A 16,520-nucleotide genomic window follows, 5' to 3' on the forward strand; every position below is an offset into this window, starting at 1 on the left:
TACGGAAGAAAAACCGGACAACCCGAAGAGCGACGCCAAAAAGAACTTTTTACTATACGGGGGGATAAATATGCAGGAAGCCGTAATTGTCAGCGCCGTGCGCACGGCGGTAGGCAAGGCGCCCCGGGGCAAACTGAAAAACACCCGGCCCGAGGACATGGCCGTCGCCGTGATCAAGGAAGCCCTGGCCAGAGTACCCGCCCTGGACCCGGCGGAAATAGACGATGTCATTCTGGGCTGCGCTTTTCCCGAGGCGGAACAGGGGATGAACGTCACCCGCCTGATCACCCTCAAAGCCGGCCTGCCCGACACAGTGCCCGGAGTGACTGTAAACCGTTTTTGCTCCTCCGGACTGGAAGCCGTGGCCATTGCCGCCACCCGCATCATGGCTGGTTTTGCCGATGTTTACCTGGCCGGCGGCGTGGAAAGCATGAGTCTGGTGCCCATGGGCGGCAACAAGGTCATGCCCGACCCGGAACTGATCGCACGCCTGCCGGAGGCTTACATGGGCATGGGCTTTACGGCCGAAAACGTGGCCCGGCGTTACAACGTCAGCCGGCAGGATCAGGACGTCTTCGCCCTGGCCAGCCAGCGCAAGGCGGCAGCCGCAATCAGCAATGGCAAGTACAAGGAAGAAATCGTTCCCCTGACCATTGTCGAAAAATATTGGCAGGACGGAAAAATTATTGAACAGCGCTCTATTTTCGACACCGACGAAGGTGTGCGGCCGGAGACCAGCCTGGAGGGCCTGGCCCGTTTAAAACCCGCTTTTATGGCCGGCGGCACGGTGACAGCGGGGAACTCCTCCCAGACCAGTGACGGCGCGGCCTGCCTGGTGCTGATGAGCGGCAAAAAGGCCGCCGCCCTCGGCTTGCAGCCCCTGGCCGTTTTTAAGGCCTATGCCGTGGGCGGCTGTCCACCGGAAATCATGGGCATGGGACCGAGCGTGGCCATTCCGAAAGTGCTCAAACTGGCCGGTCTGACCAAAGAGCAAATCGACCTGTTCGAACTGAACGAAGCTTTTGCTTCCCAGGCGCTGGCCTGCATCCGGCTGCTGGAACTGGATCAGGAAAAGATCAACCCGAACGGCGGCGCCATCGCCCTGGGCCACCCCCTGGGCTGCACCGGCGGCAAACTGACCACCACCCTGCTGCATGAAATGCAGCGCCGCAACGCCCGTTACGGCGTGGTGAGCATGTGCATCGGCGGCGGCATGGGCGCCGCGGGCGTCTTTGAACGGGCATAAAAACAGTTGGAGCGGCGAGGTACGGCCACCAGCCTTTTCATTTGCGGGTTATTTTAAAAAATCATGCTCGTCAAAGAGAAACTTTTGCGGTTTAGTACTGCCGCCGGAATGACAACCTCAATCCGGTAAATCATATTAGGCCCGGACCGACAGGCGGACCGGTAACACAAACCGTGCCGGCGCCAATAACTTGGCACGAAACGAGAGAAACGACGACGGAATGCACACAACAAGCTAAAAACGTTATTTATATTGTTTAAGGGAGGTTTTATTCATGCTGCAAAAAGGCGGCAACTTTTTACTGGAGGCACTGAACGCAGCTGATGTCTTCACCCCGGAGGATATTTCCGACGAGCACCGTATGATTGCCGGCACGGTGGCCGATTTCGCCCTAAACGAACTGGCTCCCCGGGTGGAGGAACTGGAGCACCAGCCGGCAGGGCTGATGCGTGAACTGCTGGTCAAAGCCGGTGAACTGGGCCTCCTGTCCGCCGACGTCCCCGAAGAATACGGCGGGTCCGATCTGGGCAAGCTGGCCTCGATCATCATCACGGAAAACATCGTGGCCGGCGGCTCCTTTGCCCTGGGCCACGGCGCCCACACGGGCATCGGTTCCCTGCCGATCGTCCTTTTCGGCAACGAGGAGCAGAAAAAACGCTACCTGCCCGGACTGGCCAGCGGCGATCTGATTGCCGCCTACGCCCTCACCGAACCCAACGCCGGTTCCGACGCTCTTTCCGCCCGTACCAAAGCGGTGCTGTCCGCGGACGGAAAACACTATATTTTAAACGGCGAGAAAATGTTTATCACCAATGCCGGCTTTGCCGATGTCTTCATCACTTATGCCAAAGTGGACGGGGACAAATTCACCGCTTTCATCGTGGACCGGAACACCCCCGGTTTCAGCCTGGGGGCGGAAGAAAATAAAATGGGCATCAAGGGTTCGTCCACCCGCAGCCTGATCTTTGAAGACGCCAAAGTACCGGTGGAAAACGTGCTCGGAGAGATTGGCCGCGGCCACGTGATTGCCTTCAATATTTTGAACATCGGCCGCCTCAAACTGGGCGCCGGCTGCTCCGGTTCAGCCAAAATGGCCATCGGCCTGGCTGCCAAATATGCCCTGCAGCGCCAGCAATTCAACCTGCCGATCGCCAAGTTCGGCCTGATCCGCCAAAAACTGGCCCGCATGATCACCGAAGCCTACGCCGCGGAAAGCGTGATCTACCGGCTGGCCGGCATGATCGAAGAATCGATGGAGGACAAGGCCACCGGTGCGGAAATCGCCGCCGCCATTGAGGAATATGCTATTGAATGCTCCATCGCCAAGGTGTTCGGCTCCGAAGTGCTGGACTATATTGTGGACGAACTGGTACAGATTCACGGCGGCTACGGCTACATCCAGGAGTACCCGGCCGAGCGGCTCTACCGGGATTCCCGCATCAACCGCATCTTTGAAGGTACAAACGAAATCAACCGGCTGATCATTCCGGCCACCCTGGTGCGCCGGGCCATGAAGGGACAGTTGGCCCTGCTGCCGGCGGCAAAGGCGCTGGCCGGCGAAGTACTCAACCTGCGGGCGGCCGCCCCGGAAGAAGACGGCCGGCCGCTGGCCGAAGAGCGGACCATGCTGGCCATGGCCAAAAAACTCTTCCTGCTGGTGGGCGGTCAAGCGGTGGAAAAATACATGGACAAACTGGCCCGGGAAGAGGAGATCATCGGTATCCTGGCCGACCTGGCGATCCAGATCTATGCCATGGAAAGCGCCGTGCTGCGGGCACTCAAAGCGTGGGAGGCCGGCCCGGCGGGCGCGCAAATGAAGCTCGATCTGGCCCGGGCCTTTGTTTTCGACCACTACCCGCAGCTGGAAAAGTGGGCGAAAGAAGCCATATGCTTCCTGTTCGACGGCGACATGCTGCGTACACAACTGTCCATCGTCAAGCGGCTGTGCAAACATCAGCCGGCGGATTTGATCGGTTTGCGCCGGCAGATTGCCGCCCGTTTGCTGGAAGCGGAAAAATATGTGGTATAATGATTAACATTGCCGGCAGGCAATGTTGCGCACCGGGCCGCCCCGGTAAGTAAAACGGGGCGGCCGGACACCATCCCGGACCGCCGGAATAGGCAAAAGTTATCATACAAATTGTGGCTGCTCAATACCCGGTAAATGGTGCTGAGATGGAATACGCACCGCTTCCCGGCAGGGACCATTGATTCCGCAGACAAACTGCAATTCGCCTGATTACGGAGGATGTTACCTTTGGCCAAAAAAACCGGTGACAAATACAGGGCGATCATTGAAGCGGCCGTCAAGGTGATCGCCGAAAACGGCTACCACAACGCCCAGGTATCCAGAATCGCCCGTGAGGCCGGCGTGGCCGACGGCACCATCTACCTGTACTTTCACAACAAAGAGGATGTGCTGATCTCCCTCTTCCAAGTTAAAATGGGTGAGTTCACCGCAGCCGCCCGGCAGGAACTGGCATCCACCGCGGATCCATTTGAGCGCCTGGCCCGGCTGGTGCACCTGCATTTCACCAATCTGGAAGCGGACCGCAACCTGGCTCTGGTCATGCAGATCCAGCTGCGTCAGTCGGACCCGGGCATCCGCCGGGGCATTGCCGAACCGTTGCGGGAATATTTCCACCTGATTGAAGGGGTAATCAATTATGGCGTGGAAATGAAGGCATTCCGCCCCGATCTGGACGTGCGCCTGGCCCGGCAGATGATTTTCGGCACCATGGACGAAGTGGCCACCTGCTGGGTGATGTCCCACCATCCTTACAGCCTGGCCGGCCTGTCCGGTCAAGTTTATCAATTGCTGGCCCGGGGATTGACCGGAGCTTGAAATGTTCACCCGGAAGCGTGGTACGGCAAAGCAATAACCTTGAAACAGCCCTGCCAAAGGCCGGCGGCTTGACCGCCGGCCTTTTCCCCGCTCGCCGCCCGCATGCATAAAATTCTTCGTTTTACATATACTTGGCCAAGATTTTTCCGTTGCAACAGCGCAACCTTTTTTTAAACGGCCCGCCGTCATCAACAAGACACCGGCATCACTGAAAGGTGGCCGCTTCCAATCTTCACCCGCTTTTTCCCGTCCCCGGAAGCGGCAGGAAATCACCTTTTCTTTTTTAAACCCGGTCACTTTTCGGCAACAATTCCGCTATGGAGGCCAAGCGCAGTGCCCTGGCTGATTTCCTTCGTCCTTGCCTGGCTTTTGTTTTTCCTTTTCGCCGACCGTCCCCGGCTGAACCGCACCGTATGGGGCGGCATCATCGCCTTACTCATGGCCACCTTCGTGGACTGGGGGTTACAGCGGCTGGGTTTGTACAAGTTTACCGATCTTTTAATTTCCTTTGCCGGCTGTCCCGTTTTTTACAAATTCGGGCCGACCTTTGTCATCGGGATCCTGTTCGTCCAGTTCATCCCCCGCGGCCGCTGGTGGCAGCTGCTGCACATCCTGGTTTTCGCCCTGGCCTACCTGTCATTGGAGATATTGTTTACCGAAACCGGCGTGGCCGGGTACATCCACTGGCACCCCCTGGCCAGCCTGAGCCTGGACCTGCTCGTTTTTACCGCCCTGACCTGGGTGGGCAGGACATTTATTTTACCAAATTAGGCGCTCATAATGAGCATGCGGCGCCGGGGATAATAAAACAGCCACAAAGCAATGCATTACCGTGCCGGTTTAATTTTCTCTAGTTATATTCAACCGTCACGTCCTTTCCTTTTTTTCTAAGCAGGCCAATCAGCTGTTTTACAGTCTGCAGTTTATAGGCGCAGTCCCCGGCCGGATTGGCCGCCATACCGACCATGAAATGAATGACATCGCTTTGCAGCAGGATGGAAGCCAGCCGTCCGGCCCCGTCCCGGGATTTCAACAACTGATTGACCGGAACGTCCCGGTGAAAATACTCCAGGGCATACAACACCGTGAGGGTTCCCTCCGTAACCAGATCAATGCCCGCGATGACACCCGCCGGCGGGATACGGTCGCTGCGCGTGGAAAGATCCACTGCAATTTTTTCGCCCAGTTCCCGGGCCACAATATTGCCGGTGGTCCCGCCGCAAACCACTTTTTTCCCGGGGGAGTGCATCAGTTTTCCGACCACCTGTCGATCAAATGACCGGTCCCCGGGCGGTCCGATTAAAACGGTCACCTGCCGCGGGCAAAGTGCCCGGATCACCACCACGCTGACATCGTCACCCGGGTGGCCGGCATATAATTCCCGGCAGCGCTGAATCAGTTCCTGCGCCCAAAGCGCGGCGGGCTGCTCTTTTCCGGCCAGCTCGAGAATAAATCCGCGTACCCCCGTCCAACCCCACCCCCGGTCGAGAATACCGCCAATGCCGGCGTGCACCACCCCGTCACTGACCATCACCAGCCAGTCCCCGGCAGAAAAGTCAAAAAAAGCCTCATGCACCTTTTTTTCATTTATCATCCGGCAATTGCGTCCGACATCCCGCAGCCTTTCCCCGCGGCCAAGGTAGGCGGGCGGGTTGTCATACTCCACCAGGTAGGCACGGCCGTTGTCCAGGATCTGGATAATGGAAAAGGTGCTGTAGGCCAGTTTGCGCACCCGGCAGATGGGCAGGGTATGGGCCAGGGTTTCAATCACTTCTTCGATTTCCCCGCCCATCCGCAGCATGGTGGCGGTGGTCTTGGCAGTCAATGAGGAGAGAATGCGTGCCTTCACCCCGCTCCCCAACCCGTCGGAAAGCACGGCAATGACGGAGGAGCGGTTCCTGACCACTTCAATGCTGTCGCCGCAAAGCTCCTCCCCGGCTTTGAGCAGCTGGCACTGTCCGATATCCAGGGAAAATTTCACGGGCTTCACTCCTCCATCAGCTTGATTAATTGACTGAGCAAAACTTTGGTCTCCGCCGTCGTTTCCCCCAGCAGGCCGGCGATTTCCTGAGCCACTTTCATTTGTTTGTTGATCACTTCCTGTGCCCGCCTGACGGTTTGGGATTTCATCTTCTGCAGTTCTTCCTGCTGCTGTTTTTCATGAGTGATGTCAATCAAAATGCCCACCACAATATCTTCTTTCCCCAGCGGGAAAATCACCTCCCGGATGATCCGTCCGTTGCTGTCATAGGCATGGAGCACATTTAACGGTTCACCCGTGGCTAGAACGCGCCGGAAGTTTACTCCGTCAATCAACTGGTCCAAATGCCGGCCGGTCACTTCTTTTTCCTGCCAGTCGAACATTTCCCCGGCCGCCGGATTAATTTCCAAAATTTTTAATTCACGGTCGATAATGATACAGCCGTTGGGCATGGCGCTGATCACCAAATTGGACATTGATTCCGCCCGCCGGCGCATATAGGGGATGCACATCTGCACCTCGGCCATGCCCCAATAAACCGCGGCGGCTTTTTCCCGGCATGAGTCGTATCCGCAGGCGCCGCAGTTCAGTTCATCCTCCGGACGGTATTTGCCCGTTTGGGCCAAAATCTGGTTGATTACCGCAGCCGGCGGTTGCGGCCGGTAAACCTGCCGGTCCTGGAACTGACGTTCCAGCGGAAGAGGTGCTGTTTCATCCTCTTCCCCACCAAAGACATCCGGACGGCCCTGAAAGAATTGTTTCACCCGCTGGCGGCGGATAAAAATATCATCCCCGGCCGGCACCAGCGGTCCGCCGATACAACCGCCGCTGCAGGCCATCAGCTCGGCAAAGACGGGGGGTGCTTCTATTTTTTGTTGTCGTAACTGGGAAAGAAAGTCAATGCAATTTTTCAAACCGGAAATGGCCACCACCGCGGTATCCAGCATATCGGTGCTCAGGGACATGGTGAAAAGCTCCCCCCCTTCCACCGGAAAGAGTCTTGCCCGCTGCGGGTGCGGGGGATCGAATCCGGCCGGTTCCAGCTTTGCTTTTAAAAGTCCCTCCTCCTGCAGCCATTTCCAGAGTTCATCGAATCCCACCACACAGTCGACAGCCCCGGGAAAATATTGCGCCTCTTCTTTTTTGGCCACACAGGGTCCGATGAAGACTACCGCGGTGCCGGGGTAGAATCGCTTGATCCATTTACCGTGGGCAACCATTGGCGATACCACCGGGGCCAAACATGGTATCAAACCCGGGTAGTGCTTTTCCACCAGGTTGACCACCACCGGACAGGCGGAAGAAATGCAGGTCCGGTTGCTTGTCCTGGTCCGCCGGATCCGGTTCAAGGCCCGGCTGACCAACTCCGCCCCCCAGGCGGTTTCCTGTACCAAAGTGAACCCCAACGCCTTGAGCAGGGCCGGCATTCCAAAGTAACCGGGCAGGGGCAATGCGGCGGCAAAGGAGGGAGCCACACTGGCGGCCACCGGACGCCCTGCGGCGAGTAGCTTCTTTGCCTGCTCCACCCCGGAAGACACCCTTTTGGCTCCCTGGGGGCAGGTTAAAACGCAGCGGCCGCAAAGAACACAAAGATTTTCCACAATTCTTGCCCGCAGGACATCGTTTTCCGATTCGATCCGGATGGCCTTCACCGGACAGGAACGGATGCAACGGTAGCAATCCCGGCAGCGGTCGGCTACAGTGCTGATCGGAAATGATGACTGGTCCGCCAAGGATATTCCCCCTTTGCAGCAGCATGATTCACCCCGCGTCAAACCATTGCCGGGGGGGCGGGGAAACGGAGTCCACGCTCCCCCGGCAGGTCAATCAAGTAGAAGGTTACCGGGGAGTCGGTACCCTGGCTGCCACCCTGGCCCGGAACAGCTCTTCCACGTTCTCCGGATCCACACCGGTGATTATTTCTTCCCCCACTTTTACGCTCACCCCGCAATCACAATGCTCAAGGCAAAAAGTCCCCTTCAGACGCAAATAATCCATAATCCCCATCTGACGTGCCAGTTCCGCAAATTTATTCAGTACATCATAGGAGCCTTTCAGGTAGCAGTTGGTACCCACACAAACCGCCACTTCCAGCGGCTGTTGTTCCGGCTCTCCGCTTACGTCCACCGGCTTGCCGCTGATCCGCCGCCGGGGGTAATAATGAGTATGCAGATCCCGGTGGGTATTCCGGTTGGCCGGTCCACCAAACCAGCGTTCCAGCGCTCTGGTGACGAAAACATTGTCCTGCGGCCGGTGCAACTGCTCAGCCCGGTCCAGGCTGTAAATCCCTTTCATGCGTTCCCGCCGGACGGTGGTATCGTTGGGCACCGGCTGCCCACCGCCGCCCAGGCATCCTCCGGGACAGGCCATTATTTCCACCGCGTGGTAAAAGATTTCCCCGGCTTCAAGCCGCCTGATCAATTTTTCGGCGTTGCCCAGGCCGTTGACCACCGCCAGCTTGAGCGTCTGCCCGCCGATGGCCAGTTCCGCTTCCTTGATTCCCTGCATGCCGCGCGCCGGGTAAAAGTCCACCCGTCCCTGTCCGGCACCATCCAGATGGAATGAAACAAAGCGCACCACCGATTCCATCACTCCGCCCGACGCGCCGTAGATCACCGCTGCACCGGAGCCCATTCCGAGGGGATTGTCAAAAGTTTGCGGCTCCAATTCGTTGAAGACGATGCCCGCTTCCTTGATCATTTTGGCCAGTTCCACCGTGGTGAGCACGATGTCCACGTCGGGAGACTCCGCAGTAACGAATTCGGGCCGGATGGCTTCGAATTTCTTTGCCGTACAGGGCATCACGGATACACAAACCATTTTGCCCGACTCCAGCCCGGTTTCCCGGGCATAGTGCTTCTTGATCAGCGAGCCAAACATCTGTTGGGGGGAACGGCAGGTGGAAAGGTTTTCCAGCAAACCAGCGTGGAATTGCTCGGCATATTTGACCCAGGCCGGACAGCAGGAGGTGAAGAGCGGCAGTCTGCCGCCATTATCCAAACGGCCCAGCAGTTCCAGCGATTCCTCAATGGTGGTCATGTCGGCCGTAAAAAGTGTATCGAACACGCGGTCGAAACCGATTCGGCGCAAAGCCGCCACCATCTGACCGGTAGCCTTCTCCCCCGGGTGCAGGCCGAACTCTTCACCAATGGCCACCCGCACCGCCGGCGCCACCTGCACCACCACCACCTTGTCCGGATCGTAAATAGCTTCCCAAACCCGGTCCACATCCGGTTTCACGGTCAGTGCGCCGGTGGGACAGACGGCGGCGCACTGACCGCAGTTGACACAGGATACTTCCGCCAGCGGTTTGTCAAAGGCGGTGGTGACCTGCGTTTTCGCACCGCGAAAAGCAAAGTCCCAGATCCCCAGGCCCTGGATTTCCTTGCACATGCGTACGCAGTCACCACACAGTATGCATTTGTTGGGATTCTTGACCAGCGCCGGGGAAGAACCGTCCACCGGCAACCGTCTGTCCCGCCCCCCAAAGCGCACTCTGGTCACACCCAACTGATGCGCCAGTTGCTGCAGCCGGCAATTGCCGCTGCGCTCGCAACTGGTGCACTCGCGTTCGTGATTGGCCAGCAACAGTTCAATGATCATGCGCCGCAGCCGCCGGGTACGGGCAGTGTTGGTATGCACCACCATGCCGTTTTCAGGCGGGGTGGAACAGGCGGCCGTCAGGCCCCGGCCGTCCACTTCCACCATGCACATGCGGCAGGCGCCGTAAATACTCAACTCCGAATGATAGCAAAAAGTGGGTAATTCAATGCCGGCCAGACGGATTAATTCCAGCAGGTTCCGGCAGTCGTTTATTTCAACCAGCCGGCCGTCTATGCTCACATTACCGGTAGACATATCACAGCTCACTCCCTTCGTAATCAGGCCGTATAAACAGCATCAAACTTGCAATTTTCCATGCAGGTGCCGCATTTGATACACTTCGTCAAATCAATCACATGCGGCTGCTTCTTCTCACCGCTGATTGCCTCCACCGGGCAGTTTTTAGCGCATAAACCGCAACCCTTGCATTTTTCAGCGTTGATGAAGTAGCTGAGCAGGTCCTTGCAAACGCCGGCCGGACATTTGTTGTCCCTGACGTGTGCTTCATATTCGGGGCGGAAGTAACGCAGAGTGGTCAGCACCGGGTTCGGCGCTGTTTTACCCAAACCGCACAAGGCACCGTCCTTGACGGTTTGGGCCAACTCCTCCAGCAGGGCCAAATCTTCTTCCGCAGCCTTGCCGTTGGTTACACTGGTCAACAGTTCAAGCATGCGCCTGGTTCCTTCCCGGCAGGGAACGCATTTGCCGCATGACTCGTTTTGAACAAACGTCATGAAAAACCGGGCCACTTCCACCATACAACTGTCCTGTCCAAGCACAACCATTCCCCCGGAACCAATCATCGCCCCCACCTTTTGCAGGGAATCGAAATCAAGGGGTAAATCCAGATGTTCTTCCGTCAGGCATCCCCCGGAGGGACCGCCGATCTGCACGGCCTTGAAGCTTTTTCCTTCCCGCAGGCCGCCGCCGATGTTAAAAACTATTTCCCGCAAAGTGATGCCCATGGGCACCTCCACCAGGCCGGTATGAGCAACCTGACCGGCCAGGGCGAAGGTCTTGGTGCCCGGACTGCCGGGCGTGCCGTACCGCCTGAACCAGCCGGCGCCCCGCATGATGATGGGCGCGATGTTGGCCAGTGTTTCCACATTATTAATCACGGTGGGGCAGCCCCACAGTCCGCTGTTGGCCGGAAACGGCGGGCGCGGGCGGGGCATGCCGCGTTGTCCTTCAACCGAAGCAATCAGCGCCGTTTCCTCGCCGCATACGAAAGCGCCGGCTCCCTCCTTGATATGAATGCGGAAAGAAAAACCACTGTCCAGAATGTTTTCACCGAGCAGACCGGCGGCTTCCGCATCAGCAATCGCCTTGCGCAGTCTTTTCACCGCCAGCGGATATTCCGCCCGTACATAGATATAGCCCTCATCCGCGCCAATGGCATAGCCGGCTATCATCATTCCTTCCAGCACCCGGTGGGGGGCGCCTTCCATCACACTGCGGTCCATGAAAGCCCCCGGATCACCCTCGTCACCGTTGCAAATAAAATATTTTTTATTCCCCGGGGCATTGCGGGCAAAAGTCCATTTCCGGCCGGTAGGAAAACCGGCGCCCCCCCGACCGCGCAGCCCGGAGTCAAGAACCTCTTTGATCACATCCGGCGGGGTCATCTCGAAAAGCACTTTCTCCAGCGCCTGATACCCGCTGTGGGCCAGGTAATCATTGAGATCCTCCGGGTTGACCCGGCCGCATTGTTCCAATGCAATGCGCACCTGGTGACGGTAAAAGGGAATATCATCTTCCCGGGCCACCACCCGGCCGGTGGCCGGATGGTGGTAGAGCAGCCTTTCCACCGGACGGCCGTTGACCAGGTGCTCCTCAACAATTTCCGGAACATCCGCCGGTTTTACTTTACAATAGAGAATACCCGCCGGTTCAAAGCGCACCAGCGGTCCCATCTGGCAAAAACCGTGGCAGCCGCTGGCGTTCAAAGCAACAGCGGGGTGCTCCACCTCCTGGACCAGTTCCAGTTTATATGGCAGGCCCCTTTGGACCAGCTCATGCTGAAAGGCCTCATACACACCGAGCGAGCCGTTGGCCACACAACCGGTGCCGGCACAAATCAAAATGCGCAGTTTTTCCTCCCGTAGCGCCCGCCGCGCCCGTTCCGCATGCGCTCTTAAATCCTGCCTTGATTTAAGCATCTTGATCCCCCCGTTCACCCTGGTTTTCCCCGGACTTCAAACGGTTCAGGACAGCCGTTGCTTCTTCGGGTGTCATCTGCCCGTGCACTTCCCGGCCGTTAACGGTCATCACCGGGGCCAGGCCGCAGGCACCCAAACAGGACACTGTTTCAACCGTGAATTGTAGATCGGGGGTGGTCTCCTGTCCTTCCGCCAGGCCTGTTTCCTTGCGCAGGGCAAAATGGATTCCTTCCGCTCCCCGCACGTGACAGGCGGTGCCGTTACAAACCCGGATTACATATTTCCCTTTCGGCAGCAGGGAAAACTGGGCGTAGAAAGTGGCCACGCCGTAAACGACGGCCGGCGGGATGTTCAAAGCCGTGGCGATATAGGTCAGCACCTCTTCGGGCAGATAGCGGTATTCCTGCTGCACTTCCTGCAAGATGGCAATCAGATGGGCCACCTGCCCTTCATGCCGTGACACTATTTCCTGCAACTTCGCAAATTTCCTTTCCAGTGCTCCTGGCTGTATGGACTCCGGTTGCACCGGTGCCGGTTCAACTGATTTTGTTCCCACTGAAATCCCTCCCTCTTGAAAACAGGTTAACAACGGTTACTCCGCCGCCAAATGCCGATTTTCTCCGCTTCCGCGATCAACTCTTCGCGAAAAGCGGGATGAGCAATGGAAATTAAATCCTCCGCCCGTTCCCAGGTTGATTTGCCCTTCAGATTGACCATGCCGTACTCGGTTACTATATACATGGCCACCGAACGTGGTGTGGTCACTATTGCTCCGGGAGAAAGAAGCGGTTTGATCCGCGAAGTGATCTTTCCTTTCTTGTCCGCAAAAGTGGAACTGAAACAGCAAAAGGCTTTTCCTCCCCTGGAAAGAAAAGCCCCGACAAAGAAGTCCAATTGCCCGCCGGTACCACTAATCTGACGGGTTCCGGAAGACTCGGCGCAAATTTGACCGAACAGATCCATTTCTATGGCGCCGTTGATTGAAACCACATTATCGTTTTCACCAATCACCTGTATGCGGTTGGTATAGTTGACCGGATAGGAGGCGATCGCCGGGTTTTCATCCACAAAATCATAAAGTTCCTTTGTGCCCATACAGAAGGTGAACACCATTTTGCCGGTATCGATATTCTTTCTTCTGCCCGTGATCCGCCCGGCGCTGTACATGTCCATGTAAGCGTCCACAAACATTTCCGTGTGCACACCCAAATCCTTCAAATCCGACCGGGCGATTAATTCCCCGATCGCATTGGGCATACTGCCGATGCCCAGTTGAATGCAACTGCCGTCCTCAATCTCGGACACCACCAGTTGCGCAATTTTTTGATCGATCTCGGCGCTTTTGAGCAGCGGGGCGGTGGGAATGGGCCAATTGCTGCTTTCCACCACACAATCCACTTCAGTTATATGCACACATTCCTCTCTACCGCCCGGAACCCGGGGCATGTTTTCATTAACCTCCAGGATGATCTTTTTGGCCTTCTCCAGCGTTGCCCGGGTGGAGGCGTTCTGCAGGCCAAAATTGAAAAAGCCGTGCCTGTCCATGGGTGTAACGGCAATCATGGCCACATCGACATCAATATACTGGCGGTAATAGCGGGGTACATCTCGAAACAGAATAGGAATATAATAGCATAAACCCTGATCCGACAGACTGCGGTCAATCCCGCTCAAATGCCAGTTGTTATAAATAAAATGCTTTCCCTCCGGATCCACCCTGACTATTTCCGGCACCCCCGCCACCCGGGTGGCGGCACGGACCTTGACGTCCGACAATTCATCCCTTCTTCTGGCCAGCGCCCGGTCGAGATCAACCACCTGGCCGGCGAAATTTCCGTAGTCGACCCAATCACCGGACTGCACCAGTTTCACCGCTTCATCGGCCGGCGCCAGCTTTTGCCGGTAAAGATCGTACCAACCCATGAATTCCACCCCCGTGAAATAACTACCAATAATTGCATAAACTAATGTTTTATTTACATTATTAATGCACCCCCGCCAAACAGATTGTGAATGAATTAACTTTCACCAATCATAACATAATTAGTGCATTCGCTCAAAATATAAAATAAAACAGATTTGGACTGATATTGGAGAATAGGTCGCGCTGTATATCGTTACCTTTCATTTTCAAATGATAAGGCATCTTCATTATCAGTTATAAAAAATTTTAACAAGACGGCCCGGCACCGGCATTTTTCCATTCATTCTACAAAATTAGCGCCTGCGCCCAGGCAGGAGATCACCGGTGGACGGCCAATTCTTAAAGGTAAATAAACCAGGGATATCAGGAGGACTGAAAAGTTGACCACCGGCAAGAACGGCGAAGCAGACGGCTTGATTGGCATACCGCAAATGATTGGCGACCTGGTGGTTTATCCGGTGTCGTCGGAACTGGCTTATGTGGTGGAGAGGGATTGCCGCATTGAACTGACCACCACGCCAAACAGTTGCACCTGCTGTACCTTCCGGTTCAATTCCCGGCACCAGCCCGGCTTCCGTTGCCGGCATATTGAGGCCGTACGGCGGGTGCTGGGCTTGTCCTGAGTTATTTCCGCCCGGCCGGTGGACATACTGTAAGATGGTCAATCTTTTGAATCGCAGGTGTTGAATTATGGAAGCAAAAGTTTATCCCTTCCCCAGCCGCGAGGATCAACAGGTTATTCAAACCGCCATTGAAGTTTTTCTCACCAGCCAGACAGGAAAGGCACGCGACACCATGCTCAAAACCATCCGGGCGGTGCTGGACCGCTACCGGATCTCCCGGTTCACTTTTCCCGACTATGTGGTGGAGGCCACCCGCGCTCCGGGCCTTTCAGTAGTTCGGGCGCGCAAATATGTCACCGGCATGGTCTGTCCCCAGTGCGGGGAAAAGCTCTACGGGCTGAGCAGCAGGGTGCGCATTTTAAGCGTACAGGAGCGACGGGACTACCACCTGGTAACATACGGTTGCCGCTGCGGCAAGGTTTTTGCCAAGCCGGAGCAATGCTGATGCATATTTCGCGGGACCGTTGCCGCAAACGCCGGCTCTTCCGCCCACGTTACGGTAACAGGTGCCGTTTTTCTTTTTTTCCGGGACTTTCGGGCCATGTCATGGTGCAATTGGCCGGTTTATCGATTTTTCTCCCCCGGACGGGCATTTTTTTTGCCATAAAAATCTTGCCCTGATCGTCAATCTGAGTTAGAATTTTAATGGTTACGCACATCTTTTTGGTTGGGCAGGTTGATAATACCATCAATGCCCGGCCGCAAACACTGACGGACACACTATGACGTCTGGACGGTTTTTTCCCAAAATGATAACTGCCTGGCAGGAAGGGAGTTGATTGCCCGGAGAAATGGGAAAACTAAGCTAGCACCATTTTATGGCCCAACATCTTCCTGCACGGCAGGTTATTTTGTTGTGTCCAACGAAAAAATTCCGGGAGAAGTGGGTAATGAAAGAAATTATATTGGCGCTGCAAACATTGCTGATGCTTTTTACCCTTTACTATATCTTCATTTCGTTCTTTTCCTTCCACCGGCGGCCGGAAAACTATTCCACCCCGCCTGGCGCCGCATTTGCCGTTGTTATTGCGGCACATAACGAGGAAAAGGTGATCGGCGAGTTAATCAAAAGTGTATTTCAACTTGATTATCCGCGCCACCTGTATCAGGTATTTGTCATCGCCGACAACTGTACGGACCGGACGGCCGGGATTGCCTCCGCCCTCGGCGCCACGGTGATCAAACGCTTCAACGACCGGGAAAAGGGCAAGGGCTATGCGCTGGAATACGGGTTTCAAAAGATCCACGGGCTGCCCCGGCACTTTGACGCTTTCGTGGTCCTGGACGCGGACAACCTGATCTCGCCCAACTTCCTGACTATTATGAACCACCGCCTGGCGCAAGGGGAAAAAATCATCCAGGGCTATCTGGACACCAAAAACCCGCAGGACAGCTGGGTTTCCCGTTCCATTTACGTAGGCTACCTGATCACCGATCGCTTCTGGCAGCTGGCCAAGTACAACCTGGGACTTACCTGCGCCCTGGGCGGCACGGGCATGTGCATCGCCAGCGATGTGTTGCGCAAATTCGGCTGGGGCATGACTTCCCTGACCGAGGACCTGGAGTTTCAGACCAAGACCCTGTTTTGCGGCATGCGCGTCAATTGGGCGCACGATGCCGTGGTTTATGACGAAAAGCCGCTGACCATGAAACAATCCTGGCGCCAGCGCCAGCGCTGGATGCAGGGACACTGCAACGTGGCCGGACGTTATTTTTTCAAGCTGTTCAAAGAGGGCCTGCTCACGCTCGACTTCCGCAAGATTGACGGGGCCATCTACCTGCTGCAGCCCTACTTCACCATGCTCATGGGTCTTGCCCTGGTCTATTCCATATTTAACTGGCACCAGGTAAACCCGTGGTGGTTCGGCGGCGGTTTCGTCTTTCAGTACCTGTACCTGGGACTGGCTCTCTACCTGGAAAAAGCGCCGGCACGGACATTTGTCTGGCTGCTTTATTACCCGGTATTCACCCTGACCTGGATTCCGATTACCTTTGCCGGTTTCATTCACCGGAACAACAAAGTCTGGAGCCATACCAAGCATGTGCGCGATATTTCCATCGAGCATTTGCGCAGCCAGATCCAGTAGAAAATTTGTGCCGCCGCCTTTCCGGCCGCACCGGACATAAAAAGCCTTTTCC

The 16,520-nt window shown here is 56.3% G+C and carries 13 protein-coding genes; 7 read left to right on the top strand and 6 right to left on the bottom strand.

The window, feature by feature from the left end; all coding sequences use genetic code 11:
- The first annotated feature begins 70 nt into the window (after nucleotides 1–70).
- The 4 genes from A6M21_RS13110 (at nucleotide 71) to A6M21_RS13125 (ending at nucleotide 4,862) form a co-directional block, all read left to right on the top strand.
- Complete coding sequence (locus tag A6M21_RS13110; protein ID WP_066669555.1) at nucleotides 71–1,246, top strand: thiolase family protein; 1,176 nt, start codon at nucleotides 71–73, stop codon at nucleotides 1,244–1,246.
- 274 nt (nucleotides 1,247–1,520) lie between these two features.
- Nucleotides 1,521–3,275: an acyl-CoA dehydrogenase family protein gene (locus A6M21_RS13115; RefSeq protein WP_066669507.1), complete on the top strand. Its 1,755-nt coding sequence runs from the start codon at nucleotides 1,521–1,523 to the stop codon at nucleotides 3,273–3,275.
- Between the two features lie 228 nt (nucleotides 3,276–3,503).
- Nucleotides 3,504–4,091, top strand: a complete 588-nt coding sequence (gene fadR, locus A6M21_RS13120) for a fatty acid metabolism transcriptional regulator FadR (RefSeq protein WP_066669508.1) — start codon at nucleotides 3,504–3,506, stop codon at nucleotides 4,089–4,091.
- Between the two features lie 333 nt (nucleotides 4,092–4,424).
- Nucleotides 4,425–4,862 carry a hypothetical protein gene (locus tag A6M21_RS13125; protein WP_066669510.1) on the top strand — a complete coding sequence of 146 codons (438 nt, stop codon included), beginning with the start codon at nucleotides 4,425–4,427 and terminating at the stop codon, nucleotides 4,860–4,862.
- A 79-nt stretch (nucleotides 4,863–4,941) separates the two neighbouring features.
- On the opposite strand, the gene A6M21_RS13130 is transcribed toward A6M21_RS13125, so the two are convergent.
- The 6 genes from A6M21_RS13130 to A6M21_RS13155 form a co-directional block, all read right to left on the bottom strand.
- Nucleotides 4,942–6,072, bottom strand: coding sequence for a SpoIIE family protein phosphatase (locus tag A6M21_RS13130; protein ID WP_066669512.1), 1,131 nt, complete (start codon nucleotides 6,070–6,072; stop codon nucleotides 4,942–4,944).
- A 5-nt stretch (nucleotides 6,073–6,077) separates the two neighbouring features.
- Nucleotides 6,078–7,805: a [Fe-Fe] hydrogenase large subunit C-terminal domain-containing protein gene (locus A6M21_RS13135; RefSeq protein WP_078060665.1), complete on the bottom strand. Its 1,728-nt coding sequence runs from the start codon at nucleotides 7,803–7,805 to the stop codon at nucleotides 6,078–6,080.
- A 106-nt stretch (nucleotides 7,806–7,911) separates the two neighbouring features.
- The gene (locus tag A6M21_RS13140) at nucleotides 7,912–9,930 is read right to left on the bottom strand and encodes a [FeFe] hydrogenase, group A (protein ID WP_066669514.1); all 2,019 of its coding nucleotides are present in this window, start codon (nucleotides 9,928–9,930) and stop codon (nucleotides 7,912–7,914) included.
- A 23-nt stretch (nucleotides 9,931–9,953) separates the two neighbouring features.
- A complete protein-coding gene (nuoF, locus tag A6M21_RS13145) occupies nucleotides 9,954–11,834 on the bottom strand; it encodes an NADH-quinone oxidoreductase subunit NuoF (protein ID WP_066669517.1) in 1,881 nt (626 codons plus the stop codon).
- Entirely contained in the window at nucleotides 11,827–12,330 is a 504-nt protein-coding gene (locus A6M21_RS13150) for an NADH-quinone oxidoreductase subunit NuoE family protein (RefSeq protein ID WP_078060676.1), read from the bottom strand. The genes nuoF and A6M21_RS13150 overlap by 8 nt, the downstream gene beginning before the upstream one ends.
- A gap of 86 nt (nucleotides 12,331–12,416) precedes the next feature.
- A complete protein-coding gene (locus A6M21_RS13155; protein ID WP_066669519.1) occupies nucleotides 12,417–13,757 on the bottom strand; it encodes an acetyl-CoA hydrolase/transferase family protein in 1,341 nt (446 codons plus the stop codon).
- A 381-nt stretch (nucleotides 13,758–14,138) separates the two neighbouring features.
- Here A6M21_RS13155 and A6M21_RS13160 point away from each other — a divergent pair, with 381 nt between their 5' ends.
- The 3 genes from A6M21_RS13160 (at nucleotide 14,139) to A6M21_RS13170 (ending at nucleotide 16,468) form a co-directional block, all read left to right on the top strand.
- A complete protein-coding gene (locus A6M21_RS13160) occupies nucleotides 14,139–14,381 on the top strand; it encodes a hypothetical protein (RefSeq protein WP_242868852.1) in 243 nt (80 codons plus the stop codon).
- A 67-nt stretch (nucleotides 14,382–14,448) separates the two neighbouring features.
- Nucleotides 14,449–14,826 (top strand): hypothetical protein, encoded by a 378-nt coding sequence (locus A6M21_RS13165; protein WP_066669521.1) that lies wholly within the window; start codon nucleotides 14,449–14,451, stop codon nucleotides 14,824–14,826.
- A 445-nt stretch (nucleotides 14,827–15,271) separates the two neighbouring features.
- Nucleotides 15,272–16,468 (top strand): glycosyltransferase family 2 protein, encoded by a 1,197-nt coding sequence (locus A6M21_RS13170; RefSeq protein ID WP_066669563.1) that lies wholly within the window; start codon nucleotides 15,272–15,274, stop codon nucleotides 16,466–16,468.
- The last annotated feature ends 52 nt before the right edge of the window (nucleotides 16,469–16,520 follow it).

Source organism: Desulfotomaculum copahuensis (assembly GCF_001655685.1).
Classification (GTDB): Bacteria; Bacillota; Desulfotomaculia; order Desulfotomaculales; family Desulfovirgulaceae; genus Desulfotomaculum_G; species Desulfotomaculum_G copahuensis.